Source organism: Streptomyces xiaopingdaonensis (assembly GCF_000262345.1).
Lineage (GTDB): Bacteria > Actinomycetota > Actinomycetes > Streptomycetales > Streptomycetaceae > Streptomyces > Streptomyces xiaopingdaonensis.
On record NZ_AJTQ01000333.1, the window covers coordinates 1 to 20,317 of the forward strand.

15 protein-coding genes are annotated in these 20,317 nt (G+C 72.0%); 4 read left to right on the forward strand and 11 right to left on the reverse strand.

Annotated features, from left to right (window positions below):
* Positions 1-448 (reverse strand): CocE/NonD family hydrolase (locus tag UWG_RS30980; RefSeq protein WP_033196353.1); only part of this gene is annotated, 448 nt, incomplete at its 3' end.
* Between the two features lie 179 nt (positions 449-627).
* Here UWG_RS30980 and UWG_RS0125095 point away from each other — a divergent pair.
* Positions 628-1,338: a TetR/AcrR family transcriptional regulator C-terminal domain-containing protein gene (locus UWG_RS0125095; protein WP_016909948.1), complete on the forward strand. Its 711-nt coding sequence runs from the start codon at positions 628-630 to the stop codon at positions 1,336-1,338.
* A gap of 121 nt (positions 1,339-1,459) precedes the next feature.
* Here UWG_RS0125095 and serA read toward each other — a convergent pair whose 3' ends face one another.
* The 6 genes from serA to UWG_RS0125125 all read right to left on the reverse strand — a co-directional run bounded on the left by serA (position 1,460) and on the right by UWG_RS0125125 (position 11,941).
* Positions 1,460-3,049 (reverse strand): phosphoglycerate dehydrogenase, encoded by a 1,590-nt coding sequence (gene serA, locus UWG_RS0125100; protein ID WP_016909949.1) that lies wholly within the window; start codon positions 3,047-3,049, stop codon positions 1,460-1,462.
* A 309-nt stretch (positions 3,050-3,358) separates the two neighbouring features.
* Positions 3,359-4,378 carry a ketol-acid reductoisomerase gene (gene ilvC / locus UWG_RS0125105; RefSeq protein WP_016909950.1) on the reverse strand — a complete coding sequence of 340 codons (1,020 nt, stop codon included), beginning with the start codon at positions 4,376-4,378 and terminating at the stop codon, positions 3,359-3,361.
* A gap of 110 nt (positions 4,379-4,488) precedes the next feature.
* Positions 4,489-5,013 carry an acetolactate synthase small subunit gene (gene ilvN / locus UWG_RS0125110; protein WP_016909951.1) on the reverse strand — a complete coding sequence of 175 codons (525 nt, stop codon included), beginning with the start codon at positions 5,011-5,013 and terminating at the stop codon, positions 4,489-4,491.
* 53 nt (positions 5,014-5,066) lie between these two features.
* Complete coding sequence (locus tag UWG_RS0125115) at positions 5,067-6,950, reverse strand: acetolactate synthase large subunit (RefSeq protein ID WP_016909952.1); 1,884 nt, start codon at positions 6,948-6,950, stop codon at positions 5,067-5,069.
* 344 nt (positions 6,951-7,294) lie between these two features.
* Positions 7,295-10,258: a putative bifunctional diguanylate cyclase/phosphodiesterase gene (locus tag UWG_RS30985; protein WP_237720282.1), complete on the reverse strand. Its 2,964-nt coding sequence runs from the start codon at positions 10,256-10,258 to the stop codon at positions 7,295-7,297.
* Between the two features lie 678 nt (positions 10,259-10,936).
* The gene (locus tag UWG_RS0125125) at positions 10,937-11,941 is read right to left on the reverse strand and encodes a 2-hydroxyacid dehydrogenase (protein ID WP_016909954.1); all 1,005 of its coding nucleotides are present in this window, start codon (positions 11,939-11,941) and stop codon (positions 10,937-10,939) included.
* 106 nt (positions 11,942-12,047) lie between these two features.
* Between UWG_RS0125125 and UWG_RS0125130 the strand changes: the two genes are divergently transcribed.
* The 3 genes from UWG_RS0125130 (at position 12,048) to UWG_RS0125140 (ending at position 14,565) form a co-directional block, all read left to right on the forward strand.
* Positions 12,048-13,040 (forward strand): aldo/keto reductase, encoded by a 993-nt coding sequence (locus UWG_RS0125130; protein ID WP_029391758.1) that lies wholly within the window; start codon positions 12,048-12,050, stop codon positions 13,038-13,040.
* Between the two features lie 94 nt (positions 13,041-13,134).
* Positions 13,135-14,289, forward strand: coding sequence for a PQQ-dependent sugar dehydrogenase (locus UWG_RS0125135; protein ID WP_016909956.1), 1,155 nt, complete (start codon positions 13,135-13,137; stop codon positions 14,287-14,289).
* Between the two features lie 60 nt (positions 14,290-14,349).
* On the forward strand, positions 14,350-14,565 hold the full coding sequence (locus tag UWG_RS0125140; RefSeq protein ID WP_016909957.1) for a DUF6191 domain-containing protein: 216 nt from the start codon (positions 14,350-14,352) through the stop codon (positions 14,563-14,565).
* Between the two features lie 931 nt (positions 14,566-15,496).
* On the opposite strand, the gene UWG_RS0125145 is transcribed toward UWG_RS0125140, so the two are convergent.
* The 4 genes from UWG_RS0125145 to UWG_RS0125160 form a co-directional block, all read right to left on the reverse strand.
* Complete coding sequence (locus UWG_RS0125145; protein WP_016909958.1) at positions 15,497-18,544, reverse strand: helix-turn-helix transcriptional regulator; 3,048 nt, start codon at positions 18,542-18,544, stop codon at positions 15,497-15,499.
* Positions 18,545-18,614: 70 nt separating this feature from the next.
* The gene (locus UWG_RS0125150; protein WP_016909959.1) at positions 18,615-18,824 is read right to left on the reverse strand and encodes a hypothetical protein; all 210 of its coding nucleotides are present in this window, start codon (positions 18,822-18,824) and stop codon (positions 18,615-18,617) included.
* Positions 18,825-19,175: 351 nt separating this feature from the next.
* Positions 19,176-19,751, reverse strand: a complete 576-nt coding sequence (locus UWG_RS0125155) for a hypothetical protein (RefSeq protein WP_016909960.1) — start codon at positions 19,749-19,751, stop codon at positions 19,176-19,178.
* On the reverse strand, positions 19,660-20,317 hold a 658-nt coding region (locus UWG_RS0125160; protein ID WP_029391759.1), incomplete at its 5' end, for an MMPL family transporter. The genes UWG_RS0125160 and UWG_RS0125155, both read right to left, overlap by 92 nt.

Here is a 20,317-nt window from a genome sequence, read left to right on the forward strand (position 1 = left end):
CGTGCAGGCCCAACTGCACCACCATGGCCTTCAGTTCGGGCGGCGGCTCCGCGGCGAGGGCCCACTGCACGTAGGCGAGGTAGCTGGGGCCGACGGTCCCGAGGGTGCCGTCGAACCAGGGCTGCTCACGGAGCCAGGCCACCGTCGCCCGGGCGTCGGCGACCTCGTTGCGCCACAGGTCGAACGCGCCGCCCGAACCGCCGGTGCCGCGGCAGCTCTGCAGGACCACGTGGAAGCCCTGTTCGGCGAAGAGGAGGCCGTACATGGGCGACCACGGCAGGCCCCTGCCGTACGGCGAGCGCACCAGGAGAGTGGGGAAGTCGCCCTCGGCGCGGGGGAAGTAGTGGTCGGTGACGAGCGGGCTGCCGTCGGCGCCCGGCACCGGGAGCCGCGGCTCCCACCCGGCCTCGTACAGCTTGGCCGGGAGGCGACGCCACGTCGCCCTCATCGCCCGTGCGGCGCGTGGGGGCTTCCCGCGCGGCGGGGTCCAACTCGACGTCGGGGCAGGGGTGTCCGCTCGCTGTGTCATCATGGCCTCCCGAGTTTTTCCGTACGCCGTACGAGAATACAGGGTGTTTGACTGAGAGGCTCAAACAAGGCCAACGCGACCGAGAAAAGGCGTGGACCATGCCTCACGACGAAGGCGCCCCCGGCATCGACCCTCAGCAGCTCTGGCTGCGCTCCGGCCCGTCCCGCAGAGGTCGCAAGCCCGCGTACAGCCGAGAGGCGATCACCGCGGCAGCCGTCGCACTCGCCGACGCGGAAGGGATCGAAGCCGTCACCATGCGGAGAGTGGCCGCACAGGTCGGCGCCGGCGTGATGTCGCTCTACAGCTACGCGCCGGACAAGGAGACGCTGCTGCACCTGATGGTCGACCACGTCAGCGGCGAACCCCCGACCACCGACCCGCTCACCGGCGACTGGCGCGTCGACCTCAAGGCCGTCGCTCATCGGCAGCGCGCCCTCATGCTGCGGCACCCCTGGCTGCCGGCGGCCCTCTCCACCCGCCGTACCCCGGGCCCCAACGCCCTCGCGTTCCTGGAGCACGTCCTCGCAGCCCTACGGCCGACCGGACTGGACGGTACGGCGAAGCTGGAGATCTTCGCCCAACTCACCGCGTTCACGGCCGCGCACGTCTCCCACGAGATCACGCAGGCCGCGGCCGCACAGTCCACCGAGCGCACCGCAGCCGAAGCCCGCTACCTCGCCGCGGTCGCGAGCGACGGCGCGCACCCCGAGCTCGCCGAAGCCCTTTCCGCGCCGGGGCGCCCCCTCACCCCGGAAGCCACCTTCGCGCGGTTCCTCAACCGCCTGGTCGACGGACTCGACACCGGCTGAACCCACCACGGCGGCAGCCAAGCACACGGGCCGGGCCCGGTGGGAGACTCAACCTCCCACCGGGCCCGGCCCGTTGCTGCTGCGCCCGTGCGGGGCGGCTCGTCCCGCACGGGCGTCCGGTTCACTCCGTCAGGTCGACTCCGCGGGCGCGGGTGGCGCCGACCTCGCCGGCGATCTCGTTGAGCACGGTGGCACCGACGGTGTCGTCGACGGTCAGGGCGACGACCGCCTCACCGCCCTCCTCCGCCCGAGAGACCTGCATACCGGCGATGTTGACGCCGGCCTCGCCGAGGATGCGGCCCACGGTGCCGACGACGCCCGGGCGGTCCGTGTAGCTGAGGAACGCCATGTGGTCGGTGAGGGCGAGGTCGACGTCGTGATCGTTGATGGCGACGATCTTCTGGAGATGCTTCGGACCCGCGAGGGTGCCGGAGGCCGAGACCTCCTCGCCGCCCGAGAGGGTGCCGCGCACGGTGACGACGTTGCGGTGGTTCCGTGCCTCGCTCGAGGTGGTCAGCCGCACCTCGATGCCGCGCTCCTGCGCGAAGAGGGGGGCGTTGACGTAGGAGACCGTCTCGTCGACGACGTCCTCGAACACGCCCTTCAGCGCGGAGAGTTCCAGCACCTTGACGTCGTGCTGGGTGATCTCGCCGTAGACCTCGACGTCGAGCCGGACGGCGACCTCGCCCGCCAGCGCCGTGAAGATGCGGCCGAGCTTCTCCGCGAGCGGCAGCGCCGGACGGACGTCCTCGGCGATGACCCCGCCCTGGACGTTGACGGCGTCCGGCACCAACTCGCCCGCGAGCGCCAACCGGACCGACTTCGCGACGGCGATACCGGCCTTCTCCTGCGCCTCCCCCGTCGAGGCGCCGAGGTGCGGAGTACAGACGACCTGGTCGAAGGCGAAGAGCGGGGAGTCGGTGCAGGGTTCCGAGGCGTAGACGTCGAGCCCCGCACCTGCCACGCGGCCCTCCTTGAGCGCGGAGGCGAGCGCGTCCTCGTCGACGATGCCGCCACGCGCCGCGTTGACGATGCGGACGGAGGGCTTGACCTTGTGGAGCGCCTCGTCGCCGATGAGGCCCGCGGTCTCCGGGGTCTTCGGGAGGTGGACGGTGACGAAGTCCGAGACCTCCAAAAGTTCGTCGAGCGAGACCAGCTTGACGCCCATCTGCGCGGCACGGGCCGGCTGGACGAACGGGTCGTAGGCGACGACCTTCATGCCGAACGCCGACATCCGCTGCGCGACGAGCACGCCGATCCGCCCGAGCCCGACGACGCCGAGGGTCTTCTCGCTCAGCTCGACGCCGGTGTACTTGCTCCGCTTCCACTCGCCGTTCTTCAAGGAGCCGGTGGCCTGGGGGATGTTGCGGGCCGTGGCGATGAGGAGGCCGCAGGCGAGCTCGGCGGCGGTGACGATGTTGGAGGTGGGGGCGTTGACCACCATCACGCCCGCCTTCGTCGCGGCGGGAACGTCGACGTTGTCGAGGCCGACGCCGGCGCGGGCGATGACTTTGAGTTTCCCGGCGGCGGCGATCGCCTCGTCGTCGACCTTCGTTGCCGAGCGGACGAGGATCGCGTCCACGTCGGCGATCGCAGGGAGGAGCTCGGCTCGGTCCGCACCGTTGCAGTGCCGGATCTCGAAGTCCGGTCCGAGGGCGTCGACAGTGGCGGGCGACAGCTCTTCTGCGATGAGTACTACAGGCTTGCTCACGTGGTCTCCAGTCGGATCATCCCCGCACGCCGGCGGGGCACGGCCGAGTCCCGACGGCCGCAGACGGTGGAGGGGGTCATCCCCGCGGGCGCAGGGCAGACGCACGACGCTGTGAGCCTGGCGCGCTTGCATGATGCAGTCTAGCGACGGCCCCCGGACGTGACGGAACTCTCGAAATGATCGTTCCCCTGCCGACGGACGGCACGCCTCGGAGGGCGCTCCCTTCTGGAAGCGCCCTCCGAGCGTACGCCGGGATCGGTCAGCCCGAAACGGGGCCGCGGCGGGTCCGCGTGGGGACCCCCCGGAGCCTCAGGCGTTCTTGGGGGCCTCGCCCTCCGGCTCGTCGACCCAGCTCATCAGGGAGCGGAGCTTGCGGCCCGTGCTCTCCAGCAGGCTGTCGTGGTCGTCCTTCTTGTACTCGTTGTACTTCGGCAGACCGGCGTTGTACTCGGCCATCCAGTTGTTGGCGAAGGAACCGTCCTGGATCTCCGAGAGGATCTTGCGCATCTCGGCCTTGGTCGCGTCGTTGACCACGCGCGGACCCGAGACGTAGTCGCCCCACTCCGCCGTCTCCGAGATCGACCAGCGCATCTTCTCCAGGCCGCCCTCGTACATGAGGTCGACGATGAGCTTCAGCTCGTGGAGGCACTCGAAGTACGCGATCTCCGGCTGGTATCCGGCCTCGACGAGCGTCTCGAAGCCGGCCTTCACGAGAGCCGAGGTGCCGCCGCAGAGCACGGCCTGCTCGCCGAAGAGGTCGGTCTCGGCCTCCTCGGTGAAGGTCGTCTTGATGACGCCGGCACGGGTGCCGCCGATACCCTTCGCGTACGAGAGGGCGAGCGCGAACGCGTTGCCGCTGGCGTCGTTCTCCACCGCCGCGATGCACGGGACGCCGCGGCCCTCCTCGTACTGGCGGCGGACCAGGTGGCCGGGGCCCTTGGGCGCGACCATGCAGACATCGACGGTGGACGGGGGCTGGATGAAGCCGTAGCGGATGTTGAGGCCGTGCCCGAAGAAGATCGCGTCGCCGTCCTTGAGGTTCGGGGCGACGGACTCCTCGTAGATCTTGGCCTGGATCGGGTCGGGGACGAGGATCATGATCACGTCGGCCTCGGCGGCGGCCTCGCCCGGAGTGGTCACCTTCAGGCCCTGCTCCTCGGCCCTGGCACGGGACTTGGAGCCCTCGTGCAGGCCGACCCGCACGTCCACGCCGGAGTCGCGCAGCGAGAGCGCGTGGGCGTGGCCCTGGCTCCCGTAGCCGAGGACCGCGACCTTGCGGCCCTGGATCAGGGAGAGGTCGGCATCGTCGTCGTAGAACAGCTCGGCCACTTGGGGTTTCTCCTTGCTTCGCTTGCTGATTGCGTCGGCCGCCTGCGGCGGCCGGCGGTGGGACGGGACCTACGGGACTTCAGGCCCCGTGAGTGCAACGGCGCTGCGGCTCAGGCCGTCCGCTCGAGCGAGCGCAGGCTCCGGTCGGTGATGGAGCGGGCGCCTCGCCCGATGGCGATCGTGCCGGACTGCACCAGTTCCTTGATGCCGAAGGGCTCCAGCATCTTCAGCATCGCCTCCAGCTTGTCGCCGGAGCCGGTCGCCTCGATGGTGACGGCCTCGGGTGAGACGTCGACCGTCTTGGCGCGGAAGAGCTGGACGATCTCCACGATCTGGGAGCGGGTCTCGTTGTCGGCGCGGACCTTCGCGAGGACCAGTTCGCGCTGAACAGCCGAGTCCGGCTCCAACTCGACGATCTTCAGTACGTTGACCAGCTTGTTGAGCTGCTTGGTGACCTGCTCTAGCGGCAGGTCCTCGACATTCACCACGATGGTGATGCGGGAGATGTCGGGGTGCTCGGTGACTCCGACGGCGAGCGAGTCGATGTTGAACCCGCGCCGGGAGAACAGTGAGGCGATCCTAGCGAGGATGCCCGGAGTGTCCTCCACCAGGACGGAGAGTGTGTGCTTGGACATGTGGGCGGCCCGTTTCGTGAGAGAGTGCTCGGTTGCTCGGCGGGGTCGGCCGGTCAGTCGTCGCCGCTGAAGTCGGGGCGGACTCCGCGGGCCGCCATGACCTCGTCGTTGGAGGTGCCGGCGGCGACCATCGGCCAGACCATGGCGTCCTCGTTGACGATGAAGTCGACGACGACGGGGCGGTCGTTGATCGCGTTGGCCTTCTCGATCACCGCGTCGAGCTGGTCGGGGGTCTCGCAGCGGATGCCGACGCAGCCCATCGCCTCTGCGAGCTTCACGAAGTCGGGGCAGCGGGTGCCCTTCGGCTCCGAGCCCTCCTCCGGTTCTTCGGGCGGTGCGCCGTGGGGCGCGTGGAGGTTGGTGTTGGAGTAGCGCTGGTTGTAGAAGAGGGTCTGCCACTGGCGGACCATGCCGAGGGCACCGTTGTTGATCACGGCGACCTTGATCGGGATGCCGTTCATCGCGGCCGTGACCAGCTCCTGGTTGGTCATCTGGAAGCAGCCGTCCCCGTCGACCGCCCAGACGGTGCGCCCCGGCTGCCCCACCTTGGCACCGAGCGCTGCCGGGACCGCGTACCCCATCGTGCCGAGACCGCCGGAGTTGAGCCAGGTCGCCGGGGTCTCGTGGTCGATGAAGTGCGCCGCCCACATCTGGTGCTGGCCCACTCCCGCGGCGAAGACCGAGCCCTCGGGTGCGAGTTCGCCGAGTCGCTGGATCACCTGCTGCGGGGCGAGCGCCCCGTCGTCGGGCAGGTCGTAGCCGAGCGGGTACGCCTCGCTCCAGCGGCTGAGGAGCTTCCACCACTCCGCGTACCGGGCTCTCGCCTCCTCGCCCGCCTGCCCGCCTTCGAACTCCGACTGGAGGGCGACGACGAGGTCGGCGATCACCTCGCGCGCGTCGCCGACGATCGGGACGTCCGCCGCGCGGTTCTTGCCGATCTCCGCGGGGTCGATGTCGGCATGGACGACCTTGGCGTGCGGCGCGAAGGAATCCAACTTTCCGGTGACGCGGTCATCGAAGCGCACTCCGAGTCCCACGATCAGGTCCGACTTCTGCAGCGCGGTGACGGCCGCGACGGCTCCGTGCATGCCCGGCATGCCCAGGTGCTGCTCGTGGCTGTCGGGGAAGGAGCCGAGGCCCATGAGCGTCGTCGTGACCGGGGCGCCCGTGAGTTCGGCGAGCACCTTCAACTCCGCCGAGGCACCTGCCTTCAGAACGCCGCCGCCGACGTAGAGGACGGGGCGGGACGCCTCGCAGAGCAGTCGCGCCGCCTCCCTGATCTGCTTGCCGTGCGGCTTCGTCACGGGGTGGTAGCCGGGCAGGTCGGTGGTGGGCGGCCACGCGAAGACGGTGCGGCCCTCCAGCGCGTCCTTGGCGATGTCGACGACGACGGGCCCCGGGCGACCCGTGGAGGCGATGTGGAACGCCTCGGCGATGATGCGCGGGATGTCGTCCGGGTCGCGGACGAGGAAGTTGTGCTTCGTCACCGGCATCGAGATGCCGCAGATGTCGGCCTCCTGGAAGCCGTCGGTACCGATCAGCCGGCTGGCGACCTGGCCCGTGATGGCGACCATCGGCACCGAGTCCATGTGCGCGTCGGCGAGCGGCGTGACGAGGTTGGTGGCGCCGGGGCCCGAGGTGGCCATGCAGACGCCGACCTTCCCCGTGGCCTGTGCGTAGCCCGTGGCCGCGTGGCCCGCGCCCTGCTCGTGGCGGACGAGGACGTGGCGGACCTTGCCCGAGTCCATCATCGGGTCGTAGGCCGGAAGGATCGCTCCGCCGGGGATGCCGAAGACGGTGTCGGCCCCTACCTCCTCGAGCGAGCGGATGAGGGACTGCGCGCCGGTGATCGGCGCTGCGGGTGCAGGGATGGTGGGCTGTCCGCCGGTACGGGCCCGCGGCTGGGGCTTGGGCGCCCCGGTTGCCTGCTCGGTCATCGCTCTCTCTTCTCGGAGGTGAGGGTCCGGGTGTTCGCTCGTGGTGGGCTGTGACGGGGAGGCCGTCCGCACGTCGCCGGCGCCCGGTCGCGGTGGGCGCGACCGGGGCTCTGCCCTGCCCGGCCGGTGGTCCGCTCGCATCTTCCGGTCCGTGTGGTGGTGTACGGGGCGGCCTCGCGACGCCGCCTTGTGCAACAAAAAACCCCCCGTGCCGTGAGGCAAGCGAGGGGAGCGCGCCGCTGGTGTTCGCGGATTCTTACGATCCGCTGTCAGCCGACGCGCTTTCCAAGTACGAGAATTCGGGTGTGCATGGCAGAGACAATCCCCCCGTCAACCCTCGGGTGTCAAGTGGGTGGGACGGACGTCTCAGCATTCGGTCGGAGGGCGGGGCGGCCGAGAGGGTCCGCTGGGACCGGGCCGCCCCTGGGCATCGGAAGGGTGCCGGCGACCACCACCGAGCGGCCGCCGAACTCCTCCCCCGAGAGGCCAACCGGTGCTCCCATGCCGCCTCCTGCCGCCCCCGCTCCGGAGACGGCTCCGACCGCGCCCACCGGATCGAGCCGACGCCCCTGGACGAGGTACTCGCCGCGGGCGAGCGCCCTCCGCAGCCGGTGCTCGTCCAACGGGCCGCTGAACGCAGCCCCTTGACCGTGCGAGCACCCCAACTCCCTCAGCGTCTCCGCCTGCTCGTCGAGGTCGATGCCCTCGGCGACGGTGAGGAGACCGAGGTCGCCTGCGATGGTGAGGAGGCCGGCCGTGACCGTGCGCTGACGTGGGGAGTCCATGGTGCCGCGGACGGCGGCGGCATCGATCCGCAGCATGTCGACGGGGAGGCGGCGCAGCGCGGTGAGGGCTGCGTATCCGCTGCCGAAGCCCTCCAGAGCGATGCAGATGCCGAGCCTGCGCAGCGCGCTCAGGCGGCGCTCCAACTCGTCGAAGTGCGTGCGTGGATCGCTGTCGGTGAGTTCCAGGACGAGGCCGGAGGAAGGAAGCCCGTGCCGTTCCAGGAGGGCTTCCACAGCCGCCGGGGCGAGGGAGGCCTCGGTGACCCGGCGCATCGGGAGGCGGACGATCACGGGTGTGGTGAAGCCGTCGAGGTAGCGGGCCGCCGCCTGCCGTACGGCCTCCTGGAGGAGCCAGCGGCTCACCTCGGCAGCCCGTTCGCTCCGGGCGCCGCCTGCCTCCTCCTCGGTCGCGCCCTCGGTGCGGAGAAACTCGGCCGGTGTGAAGAGGATGCCCTCGGCCGAGCGCCAGCGGGCCTCGGCGGCGACGGCGGTGATCCGGCCGGTGTCGAGGTCGACGACGGGCTGGTGGAGGAGGGTGAACTCGCCGTCGTGGAGGGCGCTCCGGAGCCTCGCCTGGAGCTCGGCGCGCTTGACCACCTCGGCCTGCATCTGCGGCGCGTAAAGCTCGACGCGGTCCTTGCCCGCCTGCTTCGCGCGGTACATCGCGAGGTCGGCGTTGCGCATCAGGGCCGAGGGGGAGATCCCCGGCTCCGCGAAGGCGATGCCGATCGAGGCGGCCACCCGCACCTGGTTGCCGCCGTCCACCCGGTACGGCTCGGAGAGGGTGAGGCGGAGGCGGTCGGCGATCTCCTGTATGCGCAACTCCCGTTCGGCGGCGGCCTGCCGCCCGCAGTCGGCGTCGGACTGGATGAGTACGGCGAACTCGTCCCCGCCGAGGCGGGCCGCGGTGTCGCCCGCGCGGATCGACTCGCGCAACCTCCGGGCGGCGAGGATCAGCAGCTCGTCCCCGGCCTGGTGGCCGACGGTGTCGTTGACGGCCTTGAAGCCGTCGAGGTCGATGTAGAGCACGGCGGCCCCGCCGTCGCCCTCGCGGCGTCCGGAGAGCGCCTTCCTCACCCGCTCGGTGAACAGGGCCCGGTTGGGGAGGTCGGTGAGGGTGTCGTGGGAGGCGTTGTGCTGCAACTGGGCCTGGAGGCGGACGCGTTCGGTGACGTCACGGCTGTTGAAGATCAGGCCGCCCTGGTAGCGGTTGACGGTGGACTCGACGTTGAGCCAGTGGCCGTCGCCGTGGCGGAAGCGGCACTCGATGCGTGCCGAGGGCTCTTCCTCGGGTGAGGAGGCGAGGAACCTCCGCACCTCGTGCAGGACGCCCGCGAGGTCGTCGGGGTGGACGAGTGCGGCGAGTTCGGAGCCGACGAGCCCGTCGCCGTCCCTGCCGTAGACACCCGCGGCTGCCGGGGAGACGTACCGCAGGACGCCGTCGGGCGCTGCGATCATGATGACGTCGCTCGATCCCTGCACCAACGACCTGAAGTGGCTCTCCTTGTAGGCGAGTTCCTGGGTGAGCCGGAGGTTGTCGACGAGCATGATGCCTTGGCGGACGACGAGCGCCAGCACGACGGTGCAGCCCGTGAAGAGCACGACCCGGTCGACGTCACGGCCGTCGAGCGAGTTGTAGAGGATGCCCAGCACGCAGACGGCGGCCGAGAGGTAAGGCATCAGCGCGGCGAACGAGCCCGCCAGGGACCTGCGCCGCTCCGGCGTCCCGGTGGCGCCGTCCGCGGCCGCCCCTGCCTCCCCCTCGGGGCGCCGCTCGCCGGTCTCCGGCCTGCGCGCCCAGGGCGCGTACGCGAGGAGGAGGGAGCCGGCGAACCAACCCGCGTCGAGGAGTTGGCCCGAGGTGTAGTGGTCCCGGAGCATCGGCGAGGTGAACAGGGCGTCGCAGAGGACGGTGAGGGCGAGGGCGCCGATGGCGGTGTTGACCGCGGAGCGGTGCGCCGAGGTGCGGCGGAAGTGGAGCACCAGCACCATGCTGACGAGCACGATGTCGAGAAGCGGGTAGGCGAGCTTGAGGGCGCCGAGCGCGACGGAGTCGTCGGCCCCGTAGGCCGTGTGCACCAGCGCGACCGACCAGGAGAGCGTCAGCAGAGAGCCGCCGATCAGCCAGGTGTCGAGGCCGAGGCAGACCCAACGCGCCCTGGTGACCGGGCGCTTGGCGAGGACCAGCAGGCCGACGATGGCCGGTGGCGCGAAGAGCAGGAAGCAGAAGTCGGCTGCCGAGGGGCGCGGCACGGGCGCGTGGAGGACCAGCTCGTACCACCCCCAGACGGCGTTGCCCGCACTCGCCATCAGCGAGGAGGCGCCGAAGAGCAGCCAGGCCGGCCGGACCTCGCGCTCGCTGCGTGTGATCCCGTACCAGAGGCAGGAGGCGCCGGCGAGCAAGGCGGCCAAGCTGAGGCCGAAGTCCCCCATGAAGAGGGCGACTTCCCCGGAGCCCCAGCCGAGCGCCGCGCCGAGGGCGTATCCCGCGGAGAGCGCGGCGATCACCAACTGACCCGCCACGCCCGGCCGGCGCCCGGCGAGGAGACGCCGGGGCGCCGTGCGACGGTGGTACGACGGAAGAGGACGTACGCCGGTCCAGAGCCGGCGGTCCCTGGGTACTGCTTCCTGCGCGCTCACCAGACTGCCCTCCAAGCCGGAGGTTTCTCCTGCTGCCGCCGCACCGCGAACGGCCGACCGGCCGTTGCTGCCGGGGGTGTTGCCTCCGGCATCGGGTGACACCGGCGCCGCGCGCGGCGCTTGGTCCTGTGCTCGTGCATTCCGCCCGTCGCCCCCCTCGTGTCCGGGTTCGCCCCTGTCGGGACGATACACCAGCTCGTCACTCAGGGACATAGTGCCCATACAGTCCGTGACGATAAAAGGCATGCCCGGCACGGGGAGCATTCATACGCTTCCGTAGCGTGGTTTCTGAGCGCTTCGACGGCTTTCCGCCTCCCCGGATACCGCTTGCGGTCCCCCGTCGCCGCACAGCGCGGGACAGCGCCTCCGGGACTCCAGCGGACGCCGCGTCGAACCGGCGCCGCCGCACGGCAGCATGCACTTCCGCCGGCGTGAACGACAGGGCGCGCCCCCTTTTGGCGCACCGGCGAGTGCCCTCTCGCGCCTCCCGCAACGGTGCCCGGGGGGGCGGCGGTTCGACGCGGACGGCGCCGCTCGCCGCACCCCCGCCACCGCTTCCCCTCAGGCCACCGCCCTCACGTGGTCGAGCGGTTCGCCGCGCGCCCAGCGTCCCAACTGCTCGCGCAGGAGCCGCTCGGCGCGGGGCCGGAAAGCGGAGGTCGGTCCGCCGACGTGCGGGGTGATCAGCGTGCCCGGCGCCTGCCAGAGCGGGTGGCCCTCGGGGAGCGGCTCCGGCTCCGTGACGTCCAACGCCGCCCGCAGCCTTCCGGGCTTCCGCGGGCCCGACGGCCCTGCGGGCGTGCCCAGTTCGGCGAGGAGCGCGTCCGTGTCGACGACCGCTCCGCGTGCGATGTTGACGAGCAGCGCCCCGTCCTTCATCCGGCCCAGGAAGGCCGCGTCGGCGAGGTGCCGCGTCTGGTCGGTGAGCGGAGTGCAGAGGATCACGACATCGGCCAGGGGCAGCAGTCCGTCCAGTTCCGCGAGCGTACGCACGGGTCCCCGGGGGGTCTCGCGGGCGTGCCTGGCGACCCGCAGCACTTCGGCCACCTCGAAGGGAACAAGCCGTTCCTCGATCGCGGCGCCGATCGCACCGTATCCGACGATCAACACCCTCTTGTCGGCGAGCGATTCGTGGAATCCGCCGTTCCAGGTTCCGGCGTCCTGCTGCCTGACGAAGTCGGGGACGCCGCGCAGCGAGGCGAGGACGAGGGTGAGCGCCAGCTCCGCGGTGCTGGTGTCGTGGACGCCCTGCGCGTTGCAGACGAGCGTCCCGCTCGGGAGGTTGGGGATCGACGGTTCCATCGCGTCGATCCCGGCCATGAGCATCTGGACGACGCGGAGGCCGGACATCGCGGGGAGCGGCCGGAGCGTCGCCTCCCTGCCGCGCATGTACGGGGGGACGTAGAAGGCGCAGTGGGCCGGGTCGGCGGGGAACTCCTCGCCGCCGTCCCAGTGCCGGTAGGTGAGGGAGGGCGGGAGGCCTTCGACGGTCTCGGGGCGGAAGGGAAGCCAGACCTCACGGGCCTCGGGGGCGGGTGCCGGCGGCATGTTGGTCGACGCGTTCATGCGGCCCGAGGTTAGATCGTCGGTGGCCGCCCAGTGGATCAAGGGCCGTGCGACGGCTGTCGGTGCCACCGGTTAGTTTGGTAGCCGTCAGGAGGGAGCTCGACCGTTGGAGCGCAGGAGTCTCGGGCCCGTGGCGCTCGGGGTGGGAGCCATTGGGCTCGGGTGCATGCCCATGAGCTGGGCGTACTCCACCTCTGAGCAGCGCGGGGAGACGTCCGTGCGGGCTGTGCACACCGCCCTCGATCGGGGCGTCACGCTCCTCGACACCGCCGACATGTACGGCCCGTTCACCAACGAGCTGCTCCTCGGCAGGGTGCTCAAGGAGCGCCGGGAGGACGCGTTCGTCTCCACCAAGTGCGGGCTGCTCGTGGGCGAGCAGCACCTCGTCGCCAACGGCCGCCCCAGCTACATACGCCGCGCCTGCGACGCCTCCCTGCGCCGCCTGCAGACCGACACCATCGACCTCTACCAGCTCCACCGCGTCGACCCGGAGGTCCCCGTCGAGGAGACCTGGGGCGCGATGGCCGAGCTCGTCACCGCTGGGAAGGTGCGGGCGCTCGGCTTCTGCGCGATGGGGGCGCGCGCCGACCGCCGCGGGAGGTCGGGGGTGCACGACACGACACTCGGTCAACTCGCCCGTGTCCAGCAGGTCTTCCCGGTCGCCGCCGTGCAGGCGGAGCTCTCCGTCTGGTCCCGCGAGGCCCTCCGCACCCTGGTGCCGTGGTGCAGGGCACGCGGCGTCGGGTTCCTCGCCGCCATGCCGCTCGGCAACGGATTTCTGACGGGCCGCCTCACCACGGGCGGCGGCTTCGAGCCCGACGATCTGCGTGCGCGCCACCCCCGTTTCACCGCGGAGATGATGGCGGCGAATCAGCCGGTCGTCGCCGGGCTCCGCCGCGTCGCGGAACGGCACGGCGCGACGCCCGCGCAGGCGGCGCTCGCCTGGCTCCTCGCGCAGGGCGCGCACATCGTTCCCGTGCCGGGGACGAAGAAGGCCGAGTGGGTCGAGGAGAACAGCGGGGCGGCCGAACTCGCGCTCTCCGCCGAGGACCTCGCCGAGATCACCGCGCTCCCCCAGGCCGTCGGCTCGTGGGACTGACGAGCTCGCTGGGAACACCGTGGTGCGCCGAAACGTCGCCCCGTGTGTGGTGTGCTGACCCCTACCGCAACCCGACGAGAAGGGGATCGACGACGTGCGACGCTCCCGAGCGACCGCGGCCCTCGCGGCAGCCCTTGCGACCCAACTCCTGCTCTCCGGCTGCTCGTCGGACTCGGGCGACGGCGAGAGTTCACCGTCGCCCTCCGCCTCCGACGAGGGCTCGGCCGACGCGTCGCCGTCGGGCGCCGCGGCCCCTGCCAAGGGCGACGCCGAGGTGGTGGAGACGCTCACCAAGGACCTCGAGGCGCCCTGGGGCCTCGCCGAACTCGGCGACGGAGACCTGCTGGTGACGGAGCGGGACAGCGGTAAGGTCCTCCGCGTCGACGGGGAGAGCGGGGAGAAGACAGAGGCGGGGACCGTGCCGGGCGTCGCCGCCGCGGGAGAGGGCGGCCTGCTCGGCGTCGCCGTCCCGCCGGGGGACGACAGGTCGGTCTACGTCTACTTCACCACCGCGTCCGACAACCGCATCGCGCGCCTCGTCTACGACCCGAAGAAGGACGAGGGCAACCAACTGGGCGCCCCCGACACGGTGCTCAAGGGCATCCCCAAGGGCACCACGCACAACGGCGGCCGGATCGCCTTCGGCCCGGACAAGATGCTCTACGCCGGTACGGGCGAGGGGGGTCGGGGCGACGAGGCGCAGGACCGCGAGTCGCTCGGCGGGAAGATCCTGCGGATGACGCCCGACGGCGAACCTCCCGGCCAGGGCAACCCGGAGGCGGACTCGGTCGTCTACTCCTGGGGGCACCGCAACGTGCAGGGCTTCGACTGGGACTCGGAGAAGCGCCTGTGGGCCTCGGAGTTCGGCCAGGACGACTGGGACGAGCTCAACCTCGTCCGGCCGGGGAAGAACTACGGCTGGCCGGAGGTGGAGGGGAAGGCGGACGAGCGCGGGTACGTCGACCCGATCGAGCAGTGGAAGCCGAGCGAGGCGTCGCCGAGCGGCCTCGCCGTCGCCGAGGGCTCGGTGTGGATGGCCGGGCTGCGTGGGGAGCGGCTCTGGCGCATCCCGCTCGACGGGACGAAGGCGGCGGCCGAGCCGCAGTCGTTCTTCAAGGGGAAGTACGGGCGTCTTCGCACCGTCGCCCCCACGGGGAAGGACGGGCTGTGGCTCGTCACGAGCGAGACGGACTCCAGGGGGACTCCGTCCAAGGGCGACGACCGTATCCTGCGGTTGAAGGTGCGCTGAGCGGACACCCGGAGGCCCGGGGCGGCGGAGCGTACCGACGGCACCGAGCGGAGGAGAACGATGCTGAGCGTCAACGCCCTGGAAGAGCTCTTCGTCCCCGGCTCGCACCACGTCCACGAGGAGCGCAAAAGGCTGGAGCACAGCCGCGACGACGCCACCGTCGGCGGGCCCGGGTGCGGGCCCATCGACCTCGACTCGGGCAAGGTCGTCGTCGCCCTGCCGACGGAGGGCGTACTGCCGCCCCGTCCGCGCGTCGAGGAGGAGTCGGGCGAGTAGGGGCTGCGCTGAGTACGGGGCGGCTCGGATCGCTGTGCGGGGCCGGGATGTTGGGTGTTCCCCCGAGGGGGTGCGGGCGATGCCGGGTGCGTACGGATTCGGTGCGGCGCGCGCCGGCGGTGGTGGACGCTCACTAAGGGTGGGGAACCGTGGCACCGGTTACGCGCGGTTGCGGTGCGGGCTCGGGGAGCACGAGGGACAGCGCTGGGCAACTTCCCGACACGTGTGGCTCCGATTGCGGCACGGGCCAGGGCGGCGGCGCGCGCTCACGACGGGACACGTCGACGCTCCACACGCGCGGCGCCGATGTCGGTAGGAAACGGGGTCGTTGGGCGGTACGAAGGGGCGGAGCACGTCCACCTTGCACGTTCGGCGCTGACCACGGCAGGAGTCCCCCGGCGTCCGCCCAGCGCACACGAGCCCCATGGAACATCAGCACTGCGCTCAACCTCGACCACTGCGCGAACCCGGGGCGTCGGGGCACGCACCAGCAGCGGAGCACCGGCAACGACCTGCACGCCCGCCCCGCAGCCTTGGGCACGCGCAAGCACGGAACTCAACGCCGGACACACAGCCCGACCACGCGAACGCCAGGGGCCGGGCACACGCGAGCAGTGGGGCGCGTCAACTCGGCACGCACCTGACTCCGACCACGCCCGGCGACGCGGCGTCGAACGCAAGCGCGCAGGGCGGAAGCCGGCACCGCGCATGTAGCTCCGTCCGGAGAGCATCCGAGGCGGCATCGAGCACAAGCGGAGGACACGCCAACGCCCCACGCGCGCAGCTCTGCCGGCCACGCTCCTGGGAGGCGCAACATGCTTCCGGCCCGAACTACGCCTCCGGCCAGTAGCGTTCGGGCAGCGCGGAACAGCGCCGTGCACTCCCAGCTCCAGCCACGACACGAGCTCGCCGCCGGCGAGCCGCGGGCGCGTTACCGGGCTCGCGCCTCCGCGGCCTGCTCGCCCGCCAGCCCCAGTCGGAACGCTGTCGCTGCCGCTTCTCCCCGACCGGCGACGCCGAGCTTGGAGAGGATGTTGGAGACGTGCACGCTCGCCGTCTTCGGAGAGATGAACAGCTCCGCGGCTATCTCACGGTTGCTGCGGCCCTCGGCGACGCGGATCAGGACCTCCCGCTCGCGTGGCGTGAGGTTCTCGGCGGCTCGGGGCGCCCGGCGCTGCTCGCCGGGGAGGCCGGCCTGTGCGGCCAGCCTCTCGGCCGCCGCACGGAGCGGCTGCGAGCCGATCCGTGCCGCTGTCTCCCGTACCGAGGCGAGGAGTTGGGCCGGCGAGCCTGTCCGGCTTGCCCCTGCGGTGCGTGCACCGTGCGCGTGCAGGAGGGCCTCGGCTCTCCTGAAGCGTGCGTGGGCGAGGAGGTGCGGGCGCTCCAGCGGGACGAGCGTCTTCTCGACGCCGCACCACTGGGACGCGTCGAACCGCCCCGCGGCGCGGAGGAGTTCGGCGCGCAGCAGTTCGCGGTGGGCCGCCCACACCGGCACGGGATGGGCGAGGGTACGCGCCGCCTCGGAGATCCTCGCGAGAGCCTCCTCGCGACCCTCGGATGCTTCAGGGTTCTCCGCCACCGCGGCCTCGTGGTGTGCGGCGGCGAGGAGGAGCGGCCAGGCGTAGCGGTGGGTGCCGGGTGGGAAGCCCTCCGAGACGCCGCGCGCCGACCGCTCCCTGACGGCGGCCGTGTCCCCGCGCAGCGCGGCTTCCAGCACGGAGAGGGTGCGCAGCGGGATGCGCTGCTGGGGCTCGTACGGCTCGGCCCCGAGGGTCCGACGGGCCTGGGCGAGGGCCTCGCCCGCGCCGGCGGTGTCGCCGCGGAGCGCGGCGAGTTCACCGGTGCGGAGGGCTAGCAGGCCGCGTGTGCCGACGGTGACCGGGCCGCCGCGGGCCTGCTCCAGCAGCCCCGGAACGCGGTTCCACTCGCCGAGCGAGAGGAGCCCTTCGATCTGGTTGCCGAGTGCGAAGACGAGCTGGGAGCGGCGGCCGGTCCCGACGGCGGCGTGCGCGGCGCGCTCGGCAGCGGTGACGGCCTCCCGGGAGCGCCCGACGGCTTCGAGTGCGGAGGAGAGGTTGATGTCGGCGCGGATCACTTCGGCGTGCGCGCCGGCCCTCTCCGCCTCACCGCGGCCGACCCGGATCTCCTCCAAGCCGGCTTCGATGTCCCCGGAGGCGGCCGTGACGGTGCCGAGGGTGTTGCGCGCCCTGATCTCCGTCTCCCTCGAACCGACCGTCCGTGCCAACTCGACGGCGCGTGTGGCGAGTTCGAGGGCGTGCTCGCCCGGGTCGCGCAGCATCGCCCAGCACGCCGCGACGTGGAGCGCCTCCGCGTGGACAGGCGAGGGCGCGAGCCCCCGGCCCAGCTCTTCGGCCTTGGCTATCTCGGCCGAACCGTCACCGCTCCCCAGGGCGACGGCGAGCAGCGCACGCTTGACCCAGAACCAGGCGCAGCGCAGCGGCTCGCTGCGCTCGTCGAGGAGGTCGAGAGCACGCCGGACGAGCGTCATCGCACGGTCCGTCTCTCCCGCCGTGCGCGCCGCCACGACGGCCTCGGCGAGGAGTTCGACGCGGCCGGGCGGCCCCGCCCCCTGGGACGGGAGGTGCACCGCGCGACGCTCCCCCAGCCGCAGCCCGGCTCTGACCTCCTCCGGCGCCGAGTCCCACAACTCCATGGCGCGCTCCAGGAGTTGCCGCTGCTCGGCGTAGGCGTACCGCCCCGCTGCGACCTCGGCGGCGAGGAGCGCGGCGGGGAGGGCGCGGGCGGCGTCACCACCCCGGTACCAGTGGCGCGCGAGGCGGGTGGTGCGCTCCTCGGCGGAGAGGAGGCGCGGGTCGGCCTCCAGGGCTGCGGCGTAGCGGCGGTTGAACGCGGCGGCCTCGCCGGGGAGGAGGTCGTCCTGGACGGCCTCGCGGAGCAGGGCGTGACGGAAGCGGTAGCCGGCGCCGTCCGCCGTCGGCAGGAGGACCTTGGCGCCGACCGCCGTACGGAGCGCCTCCAGCAGCCGGTGCTCGGGGAGTTCGGCGACGGCGAGCAGGAGGACGTACTCCGCGCTGGAGCCCGCCTCCGACACCAGGCGCGCCAGCCGCAACGCCTCCTCGGGCAGCCGCTCGACGCGGATGAGCAGGAGGTCGCGGAGCGACTCGCTGATGCTGCAGCTCGCGCACTCCGAGGTGAGCTCCTCGACGAAGAAGGGGTTGCCCTCCGAGCGCTCGAAGACCGCCTCGGCGAGCGCGGGCTCCGGCTCGGCACCACCCTGTATGCCGACCATCTGCGCCTCCACCTCCGCGCGGCTCAGCGGACCGAGGCCGACGCGGCGGACGGTGCGGAGGCGGTCGAGCTCGGCGAGAAAGGGGCGCAGCGGGTGCCTGCGGTGGATGTCGTCGGTGCGGTAGGTACCGATGAGGACGACGCGGCCGGTGCGCAGCGTGCGGTAGAGATAGCCGAGGAGTTCGCGGGTGGAGCGGTCGGCCCAGTGGAGGTCCTCCAGGACGAGGACGAGCGGGCGCTCGGCTGCGAGCACTTCCAGCAGCCGAGCGACGAGCTCGAAGAGCCGCGCACGGTCGCCTTCGGCCTCCTCCCACATCACCTGGCGGGCCGTGGCGCTCTGGGGACCTGCTGGGCGCGCGGGCGCGATGTCGGGGAGCAGGCGGGCGAGTTCGGCCTCCCGGCCGGCGGCTGCGCCGGCGACCGCCGCGGCGCCGAGCTCGGCGCGCAGGCCGCGCAGGGCCGTCGTGAACGGCGCGAACGGAAGGCCCTCGCCGCCGAGTTCCAGGCAGCTTCCGACGGTGACGACGGCCCCCTCCGCGCGCGCCGAGGCGAGGAACTCCTCCAGAAGCCGTGTCTTGCCGAGCCCGGCCTCACCGGCGAGCAGGAGATGCTGCGGTCCGGACCGAGCCTGCTCCAACGCCGCGCGGAGTTGGGCGAGTTCGTCCTGGCGCCCGACGAAGACGGGGCTTACGGAGGTCGCGTAGGTCACGTCGACAAGAGTCCCACCCGGGACTGACAGGACGGCACCCTTCCGCGACGGGTGAACCGCACGCGCCATCTCAGGCGGCCCTCCCCCGCAGTCGCCGCCCGCGCTTCCGCCGCCCGGACCGGCCGAACCGCGCCGCACCGCGCCCCCGCACCCCGCGGGACTGCTCCGCCTCCGCGTCGCGCTGCTCCGCTCGTCTCGCCTCGGCCGCCAGACGCTGTCGCTCCGCCTCGTGCCGGAGTTCGGCTGCTCTCACCAGGTAGATCTCGTACTCCGCGTACATCGCGCCCCCTGTGGCTCCCGCGAGTCCGAGCGGACTCGCGCTCTGCCCCGCACACTCCTCCCTAAGAAGCACCCGCCACATGGGGAGAGTTGAGGATTGACGTCCGCGAGAGGGACCTTAGAAACAGCGCGACGCGCCACAGGTTCCTTAGAAGACAGCCCCGCCGCTACCGGCCCCGACCGCAGCGGCGGCGGAAGCGGGCGAGCACGGCACACGCGTCGAGAAGGGGAACCCGCGCACGGCCACGCCGCCCGCCCCTTCACCAGCCCCCGCGCAAGCGAAAAGCCGGCCACCGGTGTCCGATGGCCGGCTCGCGCCGGGGGCAGGGCTGCCGCGCCGGGAGGCGGACGGTCAGCCCCCGACGCCGGGCAGCTCCGGCTGCGAGGCGAAGAGGTCGAAGTACATGCCCAGTCCCGTGAGAAGACCGATCGCACCGAGGATCGCACCGCCGAGCGCGACGGCTCGGACCCAGGGACGGGTGTCGGTACGCCCGCTGAGCTGGAGGACGAGGAGTCCGCCGAGGAGCACGGCGACGAGCGCGAAGATGCTGTTGATCATCGCGGTGGCGTGCCAAGGGGCGCCGTAGAGCGCGTTGACCTGGTCGCCCGCGCCCCCGCTCCCCGCCTCGATCTGGCCGAGGAGCTGCTTGCGCTCGCGGAACATCTCGCTCAGCGACGTCCCGGTGATCGAAGCGAGGCCGAGTCCGGCGCTGACGACCGCGCCGGCGCCCGCGGCGAGACCGCCGCTCTTCGCCACGGGCAGCTCCGTCGCCTCGCCGTCGGCCGGCGCGTCGTCGCGGGCGTCCTCGGGGGTCTCCTCGGAGTCCGCCGTCTGCTCAGCGGCCTCCGTCTTCTTCGCCTCCTCTTCGGTCGTCTCCGGCTCCGTGCCGGTCTTCTCGTTGTCGGTCTTGGTCGTATCGGTAGCCATGGTGCGCAACCGTAGAAGCCGAATCTGAGAGCCCGATGAACGGGGGGTGCCTCGGCTCGGGCGGTCGGGGCCGCGCTGCGGCTCCCACCGAGGCGTCCGCGGGAGCGCGGGAGGCGTCCGGGAGCTCCACGGCATCGGGCTCCTCGCCCTCCGGCTCGATGCTGATCCGCGGAAGCCACCGGTCGGCGGCGCGCGGCAGCCACCAGTTGGCGCCGCCGAGCAGGTGCATCAGCGCGGGAACGAGGAGTGTGCGCAGGACGAACGCGTCGAGCGCGACGGCGGCGGCGAGCGCCACCCCGAACATGGCGATCACCCGGTCCCCGCTGAGGACGAAGGCGCCGAAGACCGCAATCATGATCACGGCGGCCGAGTTGATGACCCGGCCGGTGTCGGCGAGGCCGACACGGACCGCGCACCGGTTGTCGCCCGTGCGCCGCCACTCCTCGTACATCCGGCTCACCAGGAAGACCTGGTAGTCCATGGAGAGCCCGAAGAGCACCGAGATCATGATCACCGGCAGGAACGGCTCGATCGGCCCGCCGCTCCCCAGGCCCAGCAGCTCGCTC

What these genes read in the sequence shown, in the direction of transcription:
- UWG_RS0125125 (WP_016909954.1), bottom strand. Translation starts at nt 11,941, where the DNA reads ATGAACGCGTCGACCAACATGCCGCCGGCACCCGCCCCCGAGGCCCGT.
- UWG_RS0125150 (WP_016909959.1), bottom strand. Translation starts at nt 18,824, where the DNA reads ATGTACGCGGAGTACGAGATCTACCTGGTGAGAGCAGCCGAACTCCGG.
- UWG_RS0125140 (WP_016909957.1), top strand. Translation starts at nt 14,350, where the DNA reads ATGCTGAGCGTCAACGCCCTGGAAGAGCTCTTCGTCCCCGGCTCGCAC.
- UWG_RS0125155 (WP_016909960.1), bottom strand. Translation starts at nt 19,751, where the DNA reads ATGGCTACCGATACGACCAAGACCGACAACGAGAAGACCGGCACGGAG.
- UWG_RS0125115 (WP_016909952.1), bottom strand. Translation starts at nt 6,950, where the DNA reads ATGACCGAGCAGGCAACCGGGGCGCCCAAGCCCCAGCCGCGGGCCCGT.
- ilvN (WP_016909951.1), bottom strand. Translation starts at nt 5,013, where the DNA reads ATGTCCAAGCACACACTCTCCGTCCTGGTGGAGGACACTCCGGGCATC.
- UWG_RS0125095 (WP_016909948.1), top strand. Translation starts at nt 628, where the DNA reads ATGCCTCACGACGAAGGCGCCCCCGGCATCGACCCTCAGCAGCTCTGG.